Annotated in this window: 10 protein-coding genes; 1 reads left to right on the top strand and 9 read right to left on the bottom strand. The window is 67.8% G+C overall.

Annotated elements, in window-relative coordinates; genetic code table 11:
- Positions 1-213 precede the first annotated feature (213 nt).
- The 7 genes from OG245_RS36975 to OG245_RS36945 all read right to left on the bottom strand — a co-directional run bounded on the left by OG245_RS36975 (position 214) and on the right by OG245_RS36945 (position 9526).
- On the bottom strand, positions 214-1296 hold the full coding sequence (locus tag OG245_RS36975) for a protein kinase family protein (protein WP_371627709.1): 1083 nt from the start codon (positions 1294-1296) through the stop codon (positions 214-216).
- A 412-nt stretch (positions 1297-1708) separates the two neighbouring features.
- Entirely contained in the window at positions 1709-2632 is a 924-nt protein-coding gene (locus tag OG245_RS36970; protein WP_371627708.1) for a calcium-binding protein, read from the bottom strand.
- A 1174-nt stretch (positions 2633-3806) separates the two neighbouring features.
- Positions 3807-4448 (bottom strand): ScbR family autoregulator-binding transcription factor, encoded by a 642-nt coding sequence (locus tag OG245_RS36965; RefSeq protein WP_371627707.1) that lies wholly within the window; start codon positions 4446-4448, stop codon positions 3807-3809.
- A 1459-nt stretch (positions 4449-5907) separates the two neighbouring features.
- Positions 5908-6393 (bottom strand): hypothetical protein, encoded by a 486-nt coding sequence (locus OG245_RS36960; RefSeq protein WP_371627706.1) that lies wholly within the window; start codon positions 6391-6393, stop codon positions 5908-5910.
- 61 nt (positions 6394-6454) lie between these two features.
- Entirely contained in the window at positions 6455-7315 is an 861-nt protein-coding gene (locus OG245_RS36955; protein WP_371627705.1) for an IS5 family transposase, read from the bottom strand.
- 388 nt (positions 7316-7703) lie between these two features.
- On the bottom strand, positions 7704-8189 hold the full coding sequence (locus tag OG245_RS36950) for a hypothetical protein (protein WP_371627704.1): 486 nt from the start codon (positions 8187-8189) through the stop codon (positions 7704-7706).
- A 611-nt stretch (positions 8190-8800) separates the two neighbouring features.
- Positions 8801-9526 (bottom strand): ScbR family autoregulator-binding transcription factor, encoded by a 726-nt coding sequence (locus OG245_RS36945; protein WP_371627703.1) that lies wholly within the window; start codon positions 9524-9526, stop codon positions 8801-8803.
- Between the two features lie 325 nt (positions 9527-9851).
- On the opposite strand from OG245_RS36945, the gene OG245_RS36940 reads away from it, so the two are divergent.
- On the top strand, positions 9852-10781 hold the full coding sequence (locus OG245_RS36940; protein ID WP_371627702.1) for an aminoglycoside phosphotransferase family protein: 930 nt from the start codon (positions 9852-9854) through the stop codon (positions 10779-10781).
- A 265-nt stretch (positions 10782-11046) separates the two neighbouring features.
- Here the strand turns inward: OG245_RS36940 and OG245_RS36935 are convergent, their stop codons facing one another.
- Together OG245_RS36935 and OG245_RS36930 are read right to left on the bottom strand one after the other, a co-directional pair.
- Positions 11047-11721 (bottom strand): response regulator, encoded by a 675-nt coding sequence (locus OG245_RS36935; RefSeq protein ID WP_371627701.1) that lies wholly within the window; start codon positions 11719-11721, stop codon positions 11047-11049.
- Between the two features lies 1 nt (position 11722).
- The gene (locus OG245_RS36930; protein ID WP_371627700.1) at positions 11723-12907 is read right to left on the bottom strand and encodes a sensor histidine kinase; all 1185 of its coding nucleotides are present in this window, start codon (positions 12905-12907) and stop codon (positions 11723-11725) included.

Here is a 12907-nt window from a genome sequence, read left to right as displayed (position 1 = left end):
CCGAGATCTCAGGACCGCGGCGGTGATGTTGACCTGGTAGCGGCCCTGGAAGTTGACGTGCCGGTCCTTGAACGGGGAGAGCCGGGCGACTTCCTCGTCCTAGATGGCGTGGCCCGGCGCGGAGCTGAGCGACGGCGGCGTCCGGGTAACGGGTGTTCGTTCCACAGCACCACGGCGTTAACGCACGGAGCGCCATTGCAACCTTTCACGAATTTATGGAAGGAATGAACCGCTCAGCTGGCGGATCGCCTCCAGCGGGTACGGCGTCTGCCTACTCTGGTGCTGGAACGTGCGGTTGAACTCGGACATCACGGTGGCGATCGGCGCATGGCGAGCGAGTAACGTGGCGGCCTCTTCCGGGATTCCCGTAGGGCGCTTGCCCGCCGCGTAGGACCGCACCAGCGCGTGGCGGATCTCCTGGTCCCCCCTCTGGTATCCGTAGAGCTCGGTGACCAGCCAGTTCACCATATACGTCGCGGTGTAGCAGCGGTCGTAGGACTGGTGCCGGGCAAAGAAATCGGCTTCGCCCGGCGACAACTCGAAGCCGGAGGAGATAGCGAGGCCAAAGTCTGCGAAGTAGAGGCGCCGGCCGTCAGTCAGAATGTTCTCGAAGTGGGCGTCGAAGTGCAGGAGCCCGCGGCTGTTGATGAACGAGGTGCCGTCCACCAGTTCCTTCTCCACCATGGCGCAGGCGCGGCCGACGTTGTGGTGCCCTGCTTCGATCCTGGCACCCAGCCATTGGTGCAGGTTCTGCGGGATGTACTCCAAGAACAGTGCGATGCTCGCTGAGGACTGCTGAAGAGCCTCGATCCGGCCGCGTACTTGCGATCCACCGCCCCAGTAGGCGACGGCCCGTTCGACGTCGGCCAGTTCTTCGGGCAGCGGCTCCGAGTCCGGCACGATCCGCCAGTGGTACATCAGCGGGAAACCCTCGTACTCCGCTGCGAGCACCCAGTTCGTCGTCATGGCGTGCACGGCGAGCTCTCGCCAGACTCCGAAGCCCGGTCCGCCAATGGTGCCGGTGCCGTAGTGGCAGAAGAGGGGAAGCTCGAACAGGTTCGCCGTGGACCGGACGTTCTCGGGTTCCCTTTCCAGGTCGGTGAGAGGCACCCGCTTCACGAAGACCGGGGTTCCAGCGACCTCGGCCAGGGCAGACGTCCCGCCGATGCCGGAACCGAGCGGTAGAGCCGTGTCGACGAGTTCACGCAAGGCGCGATCGCTGCACAGATCCAGGGCTGTGGAGACGGCGCCGTAGGCGGTCAGCCGTGCACCGTGCGACATGTCAGGGTCCTGCATGGTGGCCTCCCCTGGGCGCGGACCTCGATTCTGCACCGCCCACGAATACTGCAGAGCCAGAACACTGCCTCTTCACCAGTGGACCAGACCGTCATCGACGCGTTGCCCGCACGCCTCGCCGCCGTCGCAGCCCTCCGCTCTGGACGCCCGGCCAGTGCCAGGACGTCGCTGTGCGGGTCGGCACGTTCATTGAGCGAGCCCATCCACGCCTCGACGACGGCCATGGCACCGACCTCACAGGGCAATACAACTAGGGCCTCGGTCCGAGGCCCATCCCCTTGTCGTCCCGAAAGTGCTCCGGACGGGAGCGGAGCTGGCGGACCGCGTCACCGGAACCGCAGACAGACCAGCACCGGGACGAGTGCGGGTCCGTCGCCTCCGTGACCCGGTGTGGTCAGTCAGGTCCGAGAACTCAGCGCACGTCGACGCAGTCACCGGTGGCGGCGACCGGCGGTGTGGTGGAGGTGCCCTCGAACTTGTAGCGGTAGCAGCGGTCGGTGGTGGCGGTGCGTGTCTTCTTCTCGACCCCCGCCAGGCTGCCGGTGCCGGTGCGGTGGCTGCTGGTGGTGGCGTACGAGCCGGTCAGCGAACGCTCCTGGAGGTGAACGGTCTGCTGGGTGTATCCCGCGTACTTGTGGGTGTCCCAGTTGGCGCGCTCCAGCTTGCCGGTGATCGTGATCGTCTTGCCCTTGGCGACGGGCTCGGGGGCCGCGTTGGTGCTCAGCCGGGACCAGCGCTTGAGGTACCAGGTCTTGGCGTTGTCGGTGCGCACGTCGGTGGCCGAGTCGGTGATTGCATAGAGGGAGATCTTCCAGGCTCCGGCATCCTCGTTCGTCAGGTCGCTCTGGGGGTCCATCTTGAAGGTGGCCCTGCAGCTGAACGTGGCGTCGCCGGACCGAACGCAGGGGTCGGCGTCCGCATCGAACTGCTCGGAGTTGATGAACCGCTTCATACCGCTGTCGAGGTCGGTGCCGCGCCAGATCGACGCGTGGCTGCCGTAGAGCGTCGACCCGCCGCTGACCGTCCACTTCACGGTGATCGTCTGTGTGTTCGTCGTCCCGACGTGGGCGCTGTTGCCGCCGTTGACGGTGACTCCGGAGACGACGGTGGAGTCGGCAGTGCGCGCGGCCCGGGGCCTGGGTGCGGCGGCCTTCGTTGCCGACGCGTCGGCGGCCGCAGCCTCGCTCTGCTCCAGCGCCTCGGCAGCACCGGTTCCCCCTGCCGTCGCGGACGGTGTGACGAGCAGGCCGACGCCGAGCCCGGAGGCGGCCAGTGCGCTGACGCCCAGGATCACCTTCTTGCCGGTCGTCAACCTCTTGCGGGAGTGCTGGGGCATGAGGAGTCTCCATTGTCGACTATCGATGGGCGGTTACAGGTCGGGAAAGGGCGGACCATAGATCGCGCACCGCCACGGCGACCGCACATTCTTGATCGACAACGAACCGAAAGGGTTGTACGCGCGCGCAGTTGAGTCTCGTGAGCTGCATCACGCGTCGGTGTCGTGTTGTGGAGGGGGCATGTCGTGGGGGCATGGCTTCCGCAGCGCGACGCCTGTCCCCCGCGAGACTCCCGATTGCCGATTCTGCCTTCAGAACGGACATGGGAGTCCTTCGCTGACGGTCATCACAGTGTCGGCGAGCTCCTTGAAGTAGGAGCTGTCTGGCGAAACGGCGAGATGCGAGGCATCAGCCACTTCACCGGTTCGGGGCGTCTCGACGCGCGGCTCCGTGCGCGGTTCGACGCGCGGTTCGACGCGCGGTTCGACCCGTACCTCAACGCGCGCTCGGCGGGCTTCGGCAGCTCCTCGGAGGTGAGCGCCGGACCGTGGGCGAAAATGGTCCGCCGCAGGGAACGCAGTTCACTGCACGGTTCGAGACTCATGCCTCTGGTCAGGACGGACGCAGGCGGCTGCTGCACTGCACACGTTCCTGTTCCAGGGCTCAGGCACCCGTGTAGTACGCAACCCAACGTGACGTGGCGCACGGTGAACGACTTTCGCGGGCGACCTGGTGGCAGTGTTCAAGCAGAACAATATACCGTTCGGCAGGTATATTTCTGGGTGCTGAGTCACCGGCCCATCCGTCAGGGACCGCGTCCTCCCCGGCCGACGCTCCCCCCTTTCGCGAGCACAGCGGTGAACACGGGTGCCGGATCGCGGCGCGGTCCGGCAGCGCCGGCCGCTGAGGGAACGCGCCTCGATGTCCCGCACCCCCCGCGCCCGATCGGACACCGGGTCAGACACAGGGGCGGGCACGGGTCCAAGGGTGCGCGCGTGCGGGTGCAGGCGTAGGTGCGGGGGCTGAGTCCTGTGCGGCGGTGTCCAGAAGGCAGACCGGCCGCTGCGGACCGGTCGACGAGAAGCCCGTGGCGCCGACCGGCCACCGCCCTCTGTCACCGGCTACCAACTGCGCCCCCGGCTCCGCGGACGACAGGCGGGCACTCCGGCGCCGGGGAGTATCGGCGGAGCGGGCGGAATAGCCGGCCCGATCCAACGCCCATTCGGGTCCGCGTCAGCCACCGGCCGCCCGGAAGTCCACCAACAGGCGCTCGGCCCTGTACGGCGACAGGTCCAGCTTCGCCAGCACCCCCGGAGTCACCAGGTTCGGCAGGATGAGATGGAAGAGTTCCGATATCTCGGTCGACAGTCCGGGGCTATCGGGCAGCGCTTCGGACACCATCTGCACACCGGTCCACGCACCCACGAACAGCCGTGCCGCGACCCGAGGTTCGACGTGCACCTGCAGCTCGCCGCGCTGCTTCGCTTCAGTGAGCAACTGCGTCCCCAGCTCGGTCCATCCCGGCCAGGGAGTGCCGAAAAGATCCCTGGCCCGCGGATCGACGGACAGCCTGACCGAGGCGCTGAGCAGCGGCTCGCCGGGCAGCCGGTGTGCCAGGACGAGCGCGGCGTCGATCCACTCCTGGACCTTGAGCGCCTGCGGGGCGACACCGTCCGTCGTCACCGCCTCGGCCAGCACCCCCCGCGCCAGCTCTTCCTTCGACGTGAAATGGAAGTACAGCGCGCCCCGCGTGAGTTGGGACCGCTCAAGGATCATGGAAATGGACGCGGCCCCGTAACCGAACTCGTTGAAGACTTCCGCAGCCGCTTCCAGGAAGACTCTGCGCGTTCGGACTGCACGTTCCTGTCTCGCCAACTGATTCCCCACACTCGACCTGGCCTTTGCCTGCGATTGAAAAAGACCGGTGGATCGGTATTCTACCAGCGCGACTCCGTCTCAAGTTTTCACATCGCGCGGGCCCATCATGTCCGAAACAACTTCCTGTCTGACCGCTCCGCATACCAGCACCGACGGCCCAGGACCCGCGACACCCTAGAGGTGCACACACCTCCGCCACCAGGACAGGGTTCTCGTAGGAAGCTGGCCCCAGCGGGAGCCCGACGCGTTCTGCCTCACCGCCCTGTGGCCCGCACGCACCGACGACAGCGCCTACGACTCAGGCCTCATCACCTCGACCATCCGGCAGGCCGAACTAGGGCGTGTTTCGAAAGTCCCGCCTGCTCGGCGACGCCTGGCACGCACGCTCGCCGCGTTGCCGGGATCACCCCGATACATCCAGTATCGGGGCGACCCTCCGCCTTGCGATCGCACGCACCAGACGCCGCCGAGCCCGCCCTCCGGGCGGACGGCGCTACTTTCGAAACACGCCCTAGTCGTCGCCCACTCCAAGTACGGCGCCCCGCCGGCCCGCCAGACCCTGCTCTACACCTTCAACTACCGTGCCACACCCGGCTTCTGCGCCCCGAAGGCGTCCATCTGCCTCTGACCGTCGACTGAGCACGGTGGGACGTCCCAACCCTGTGTCGCTCCACACCGCCCCCATCGACCTACCGCACACCCACCGCCGGCAAACTGCGCAACGACACGCCCAACACCCTTCCATACGACCACCCAGTCGACCACGGCCCGGGACCTATCGCCTTCCACGCCAAACGCTCAGGCACCTACCCCTGACACACTCTCATCAGCTACAGCGACCGCCACAGGGATCCCAACACAGCACACCCGAAATCCCACCCCACCAAACGCCGCGAACCTCCGGACCATAGAGCGGTGCACCCCCGCCCGGCCCCCGGTATCTGCGGCGGGGAGTTCAGAGAGCCTGGCACACGTTCCGCGAGTCGGTCACCTAGCGCGATTGACTTGGCCGTGGCCAGCACACGGGATCACTCGGATTGCGCTCCTCGCAGAGGCAGCAAGACCCAAAGACGTCCGCTGCGGACGATCTCGCATATACGAAGCAGGAGTTGCTGTTCCTCCGGGATTGAGGCGAGGGCGCGGTCGGCCTCCTTCGCGACCGAGGTGATCTTGTAGGTGCGGCCGGCGGTGCAGCCGAGGACGATCACCGGGGCGGGGATGCCGTTGTCCAGTCTGCGGAAACCGAGGTCGGCCGACGCCCCGAGGCCGGCGGCGCGCAGGCAGGCCAGGATGCGGTCGTGGCGGGCGGCGGTGATGTCGTGGGTCCGGCCCCGAGGACCCGGGAGGTGCGGATATGCACATCGGGCGACCGTTCTCGTAGGTCAGGGCGAGGAACTGCAGGCGTGGCCACGGTGCTTGCCGGAGCAGTTCCCCGGCCGGCCTTGCCGGTGCGGCGCTAAGGCCTGTCACCCTGACCGTCTACAGGCTGGGGCGTTTGCGGGTGGTTCGTGGTGGTGCCCTCAGGATTCCGCCCGAAGGCGGCTTCTAGAAAGTCGGAGAGGTCTTCCTCGGGGACCGTGGTGCGCACGTCCGCCAGTACCTGGGGAAAGTCGTCATCGTCGATGGCGCCCATGTGCTCCTGACGGAGTTGGTAGATGATCTCGACGAGCTCCGGTCTCAGCCGCATCCAGGCACGAGAGGTACGGATCTCTTCATCGACCTGGTGCATGAACCAGCGCATGACCTTGTATGGGACGTCAGTGTGTCCTGCATTCGCGTTGAAGCACACCGTGGGTTCCCGTGCCGGATCCTCGTCGGGGACGATTGCGGTCACGAGAGTCCGTTGCCCGGCCACGAGGTCCAGTTCCAGATACCAGGCGTCATCGGGCACGGAGTACATCGCGGTGATCGCGTAGTCGCCGTCGGGGTGTCGAAAGGCCATTGCCGCACGCTGCCACGCTGGGCCGAGGACGTGCCTCTCCAAATTATGCAGCCCGACGCCCCTACGCCCGGACCCAGATGAGGATGGCGGCAAGGTAGAGCGCTGCCCCGTAGGCGATGGCGAGTTTGTCCGTTCGCATGGCCGGCCCCCGCCACTGCTTGAGCCGGCTGATGTATCGCTCGACCGCGTTGCGCTGCTCGTACGCCTCGGCGTCGAAGGCAGGCGGTCGGCCACCTAAACGGCCTCGGCGCCGGCAGTGGCCAATCTGGTCGGACGGCTGGGGAATGACAGCGCGGATCCCGCGTTGGCGGAGATGCTTCCGGATCGCGCGTGACGAATACGCGCGGTCCGCCAGAACGGTGTCCGGTCGGGTTCTCGCTCTTCCCGGCCCGCTTCGCGGAACTCGGATACCGGCCATGACGGCCTCGAAGGCCGGTGCGTCGCCTGCCTGACCCGCGGTGACGCGGAGGGTCAAAGGGCGCGCATGGCTGTCGCTGGCGAGGTGAACCTTCGTGCTCAGGCCGCCGCGGGAGCGACCAAGCGCGTGATCGTCGGGCTCAGCCCGATCGGGCGCCCCCCTTCTTCTGGCCCTGGCGGCGTGCTGGTGGGCCCGGCAGACGGTGGAGTCCACTGACACGGTCCAGCAGATGTCGGCATCAGCGTCTGCTGATGCCGGAACCGCGGCGAGGATGCGTTCCCAGGTGCCGTCCACGGCCCACCTGAGCAGCCGTTCGTGACCGGTCTGGAATGAGCCGAGCTCCTTTGGCAGGTCCCGCCAAGGCGAGCCTGTGCGGTACTTCCACACGATGGCTTCCAGGGTGCGACGGTGATCGGCCCACCGTCGACCGTGGACCGGATCGGCAGGCATCAACGGCTTGATCCGGTCCCACATCGCATCAGTGATCACTAATCGGACGGACATGTCCGATCAACCGGCAAGCGGATCAAGGAGACGTGCTCTAGGCGCGGATGAGGGTGCCGTCGATCAGGACCACCTCCCGCCCTGCCTGACGACCTTCCTTGTGAGCACGCACGGTCCAGGCGCGTTTCCCGGGGCGGCCCGCAGTCCGATCAGCTCGTCGCGCCAGCAGCGGACGGTAGACGGCACTGATACGCAACCCGGCAGGCCTCGGCGTGCTCGTCGGCATGTGTCACACAACTTCAACGGCCGTCGGGGGCAACCCGGTTATACCGGTGCCAGCCGTTCCGAGTGACTGCTTTCGCCTGGCGGTTCTGGCCCCACTTGAACGAGTAGCTCTGGCCCCACTTGGGCTCCGACGCTGAGTCAGGCCTTCGCACAGGAAAGGTGATCAGCGGGGCGGGAAGGACACCAGAGAGAGGTCCCACTGGTCAGCCGCGTGAAGCAGCGCCGCGGCGTCCATCGTCACTTCCAGGACGTACTGGTAGATGTCAGCCCCGTCGTCACCTCGCTGCCACGGGGGCGCCGCCTCCAGGGACAGATGAACGCGGATCACCGAGGTCCCGCTCTCGCTTCGACCCGCGAGGCTGAAAGCCACCACCGGCTCGGTGAACCACGTGTCCGGCGACAGCTCACCTCCGGAATCGGGCTCGGACACGGCCACCGTCCCCGCCGCCACCGCGCGCAGCCACGCCGCCACCTGCTGAGCTTCATCGGTGAGCAAACACGGATCGGCGAAGACCCAGCTTCCCTCAGGAGACATCACCGCACCATCGATGACCAGCCAGTTGTCGTCGTGCCAATCGCCCTGGGCCGTGGCGAACTGATAGCCCACCGGGCGCAGGCCGACACTGCTGACGAGATCGTTCAGGAACACCGAGCCAGCATGTCATGCGCCGGCCGACGGCATGGACTATGCCGTCCAGCACGAATACCCGCAGAACCTGTCACACCAGCCCCGCAGGCCACTCACACCCACAGCCGCTGACCGCGCTCCCCCGGTGACCCCCGCCGGCCGCAGGGCAGACCGCGATCATTGCCCCGCGGCTACCGGCAGCCGGAACTCAGGCCGCCCTGTAGCGGGCGAAGTCGCGCGACTTCCGCCGCAGCGCAGCCGCCCACTCCCATCCACAGGAGCCCGGAACTGCCCCGGCACAGCCATCCTCCGCACGCTCCGCCGCCTGCCGGTTCGCCTCGATGCCCGCCTCCCGGTCACAGACAGAATCGTGCCAACGAACCCTTACGACAGGGCGGCCATCACGGCGTTCCTGGCTTCACCATGCCAGGCGAGCGGAGCATCGACGAACCCTGCGAATACGACAACACCCCAGCCCTTAAGGAGCGGAACACCCTCGACCCGGCCCACGCCTCCGACAATCCACCCACGAACCCGCCGCCCGCCCCGCACCCACCAGTCGGCATCAGCCTGACTGAAAACCGCTCAACCACCCACACGAAACTCGGATAAAAAAACCTTTCGATCGGTTTTCAGATGCCTGAGCCGCCCGACCCGCCACCGCCCTCCCCGGCACGACCGCAAACCTCTCCGGCACCGGCACCCAGCACACAGGGGCACCCATCCCCCCAGGCCGGCACCCCCGGCCCCGCCGCATCCAGCTCCGCCCTGACCGCCTCCGACGACAACCCCGGCAGCATCAGATCCCAGAACCGCGTCACCGCACCACGCGAACGCCACCGCGCATCACCGCGCGCCAGGACCTCGAACCCCACCACGGCCGCAGTCACCGCAGCATCCGCATCCTCCAGCACCACCCCCGCTGCCAGATTCCCCTCGCCCCCCGCCGCCGACAGCACCCCTCTCACCCAACTCCGCCACTCCAGCCACAACTTCGCCCCCGAATCCACATTCCACGTCGCATCACTCCCCAGCCCGAATCCCGCACGCAGCACCACATCCTCTTCCAGCCCCCGCGCCAGCAGATGCGTCGCATCGACCAGCACCTGCAAAGGCGGTGACTGCCCCGTAGGAGCGCTCGCGACAATGCACCGCAACGCCTCCGCCGCCGCCTCCTCCACCGCCTCCCCCAACTCCCTCTTGGTAGGAAAATGAAAGTTCAACGCCCCCGCACTCACCCCCGCCCCACTACTGATCTCCGACAACGACGACGTAGCGAAACCCTGGCGTCCGAAAGCCTCCGCCGCCGAACGAATCAACTCCCGACGCGTGCGAACCGCACGGTCCTGCTTGGCCATACTGCCGCTCCGTGGGATGGTCACCAACCAACAAACACACCTGCCGCACACAGAACGAGCACGCTAACAAAACGGATGTATGGTTTAGAATACAACCCGCACCAATGGCCGAAAACAATCTCCACTCCCGCAATGCGTGTGAGCATGCGGGCGGCAGGTCCGCACAACGTGGACGCGCGCGCACGACACCGAAGCCGAAGCGCGCAACTCCAATGCTCCGCAAACGCACCTTCTGCGAACCCACACCCCGCGGCAGCCGCCGCATGGCTGCCGTCACTACCCGTGGTCGCGGTCGGAAGCCCAACTCTCATAAGGACACCTCCGCATGAGTTCGCCGCAGGATCTTGACGTCCCTGAAGCCCTGGTCGCGTCGTACACGAGAAGCGGGGACGAAGAACAACGCACCTGGATCGCACGGCTGCCCTCATTGGTGGCAGAGCTGCTCGACCGATGGGAACTGGAGCGCGACGGCGGCACCAGGTCCGGCGAGGCGTCGTTGGTGGTGCCGGTGCGCCGCAAGGGCACGGACGGTACCCGCGCCGCGCTCAAACTCCAGATGCCCCGCGCGGAGACCACCGCCGCGCTGATCGGGTTGCGGACATGGAACGGCAACGGCATCGTGCGGCTGCTCGACCACGACCCGGAGAGCAGCACCATGTTGCTGGAACGGCTGGACGGCTCACGCACCCTGGCTTCCGTCGAGGACGACGACGTGGCCATGAACCTCTTGGCCGGACTCTTGGCCCGGCTGCACTCCGCCCCGGCGCCCGAGGGACTGCGCGGCCTCGGTGACGTGGCGGGCGACATGTTGGCGTCCGTACCGGCGGCCGTCGCCGCCCTACCGGACGCCGAGGACCAGCGGCGACTGCAGGGCTGGGCATCAGCGGTCACCGAGTTGGCCGGCGAACCCGGCGACCGGATGCTGCATTGGGACCTGCACTACGACAACGTACTCGCCGCCGAGCGTGAGCCGTGGCTGGCCATCGACCCCGAACCTCTCGTCGGCGAACCGGGCTTCGACCTGTGGCCTGCACTGGACAGCGGCTGGGAGAAGCTCCGCACTACCGGGGACGCTCCCCGGACGGTGCGACGCCGCTTCGACCTGCTGACGGAGACGCTCGGGCTGGACCGCCAACGCGCGGCAGGCTGGACCCTGGCCCGGCTGCTGCAGAACTCGCTGTGGGACATCGAGGACGGGCGGACCACCATCGACCACTCCCAGACCACTGTGGCCGACGCGCTACCCCGCCGCTGAACACCTCACCACCGGGCGCGACAGACCCGCGAACCTCCCCCAACCCACCATGGGCACCCCGGCGTACGGCTTGGAGGACCCGTCCCCTCACCGAGCACTCTGCCAGGAGAGGGCGGAGCCAAGCCGGGTGCAGGCGGCGGCGATCAGCCAGGCTCGCTGATCAGTGCCGTACGGACCACGGAGCTCGGAGCACGGGCCTGTGCTCGCGTAGTGTCGTTGCGCCGTGCTGCCGTCGCGCCGTGCTCCCGTTGGTCAGGGCACGACGTCAGCCGCCTTCCGCTGTCCCCCGGGGCCTTTCCAGCAGGCCGAGTTCGAGTGCCCTGACCACCGCGTGCGTCCGGTCGCCCACGTCGAGTTTGGCGAAGACCCTCAGCAGGTGCGTCTTCACCGTCGCCTCCGCGATGACCAGCCGGCGGCCGATCTCCACGTTGGACAGCCCGTCCGCCACAGCGCCCAGTACATCCACCTCCCGTCTGGTCAGCGCCACCGGCTCGGGCCTGCGCATCCGGGCCACCAGCCGCGCCGCGACGCGCGGAGCCAGCACGGTCTCGCCCCGGGACGCGGAGTGGACGGCCTCCACCAACTGCCCGCGGGTGGCGTCCTTCAGCAGGTAGCCGACGGCGCCCGCCTCGACGGCGCGCTCGATCTCCGCGTCGGTCTCGTACGTGGTCAGGATCAGCACCCGGGTCCGGGCGGGCCCGGCGACGATCTCAGCGGTGGCGCTCGTCCCGTCGAGGACGGGCATCCGCAGATCCATCAGCACCACGTCGGGCTCCAGCCGTTCCACCAGGCCGACGGCAGCCCGGCCGTCCTCCGCCTCGCCGACGATCTCGATGGTGGGTTCGTCCGCCAGCAGGGCGACGACCCCTGCACGCATCACCGTGTGGTCGTCCGCCAGGAGGATCCGGAGCTTGTTCTGCGCTGTCGGCCCGTGGTGCATCTCAGCCCTGCCTGTCGGTGGGAATCATGGCGAGGACACGTGTGCCGTCGCCGACCGAACTGGTGACGGTGAGCTCGCCGCCGAGTTCGGCCAGGCGCTTGCGCATTCCGTGCAGCCCGAAGCCGTGGGAGTCCTCGGTCACGAATCCCGCGCCGTCGTCGGTGATCTCCAGCTCGATCCCGTACGGCTGCGCGGTGAGGGCCACCTCCACGGTGGAGGCCGCCGCGTGCTTGCGGATGTTGGCAAGGGACTCCTGGGTGCAACGCAGGAGAGCGATACGGGTCTGCTGGTCGCAGGTGACGTCCGGCAGATCGGAGGTGACGTGGGTCCCGGTGTCCTCGGCGAACCGCCGCAGGGTCCGTCGCAGGGTGTCCGCCACCGAGCCGGCGACGACACCGCTCTGCGGGGCCGAGCCGACGAGGACGCGCGCCTCGGCGAGGTTCTCGCGCGCGGTGTTCTCGATCGCGAGCAGGTGTTTCCCGCTCCTGCCAGGGTCGGTCGCCAGACCCGCTCTGGCCGCCTCCGCGAGCACGACGATGGACGCGAATCCCTGGGCGAGCGTGTCGTGGATCTCGCGCGCGAGACGTTCGCGCTCGTCAGCCGCCCCCTGGCGGTGGTGTGCTTCGATGAGCCGGAGCCGTGCTTCCTCCAGTTCGGCGCTCAGCCGACGGGCCCGCTCGTCCGCGTCCTCGGTGATGTGGCGTACTCCCAACCCGATGAGCACGCCTGCCGCGTACCCGATGAGCGTGAAGATCACGTTGCCGGTGAAGAACTCTCCGTCCCAGCCCTGCCGTACGACGTTGCCGGCCACGACGCCCGCAGCGGCGAGACCGCTCAGGGCGATCGCGGCACGCGCGCTCGCGGTGTAGATCCAGAAGTGCGGCAGTGTCACCACGAAGAGCGCCGCGCTGCCGTCGAGCAGGTACGACATGGCTCCGAGGCCCACGACGAGTACGTACAGGTAGGGGCGGGGGCGCAGGGTGTGGTTGCCGGGGAACAGCCCCACGGCGCCGTACGACAGGGCGAGCACGGCCAGCAGCCCCAGCACCGGGAAGCGCGTCGTCCCGGGTGCGTCGGCGACCGCGAGGGCCGGCGGGACCATGCCCAGCAGCACCCAGAAGACGGCGTTCCACCGGTGCAGCGACGGTACGGTCAACGCGGTTTCGGGCTGCGGCCGTTGATTCAC

It is taken from the genome of Streptomyces sp. NBC_01116 (assembly GCF_041435495.1).
Classification (GTDB): domain Bacteria; phylum Actinomycetota; class Actinomycetes; order Streptomycetales; family Streptomycetaceae; genus Streptomyces.
The sequence above is the reverse complement of the archived record's forward strand: the minus strand, read 5'-3'. Positions and strand labels throughout refer to the sequence as shown.

Coding starts and splice junctions, on each gene's coding strand:
- OG245_RS36945 (WP_371627703.1), bottom strand. CDS start 9,526: ATGGCCAAGCAGGACCGTGCGGTTCGCACGCGTCGGGAGTTGATTCGT.
- OG245_RS36975 (WP_371627709.1), bottom strand. CDS start 1,296: ATGCAGGACCCTGACATGTCGCACGGTGCACGGCTGACCGCCTACGGC.
- OG245_RS36970 (WP_371627708.1), bottom strand. CDS start 2,632: ATGCCCCAGCACTCCCGCAAGAGGTTGACGACCGGCAAGAAGGTGATC.
- OG245_RS36935 (WP_371627701.1), bottom strand. CDS start 11,721: ATGCACCACGGGCCGACAGCGCAGAACAAGCTCCGGATCCTCCTGGCG.
- OG245_RS36955 (WP_371627705.1), bottom strand. CDS start 7,315: ATGTCCGTCCGATTAGTGATCACTGATGCGATGTGGGACCGGATCAAG.
- OG245_RS36940 (WP_371627702.1), top strand. CDS start 9,852: ATGAGTTCGCCGCAGGATCTTGACGTCCCTGAAGCCCTGGTCGCGTCG.
- OG245_RS36960 (WP_371627706.1), bottom strand. CDS start 6,393: ATGGCCTTTCGACACCCCGACGGCGACTACGCGATCACCGCGATGTAC.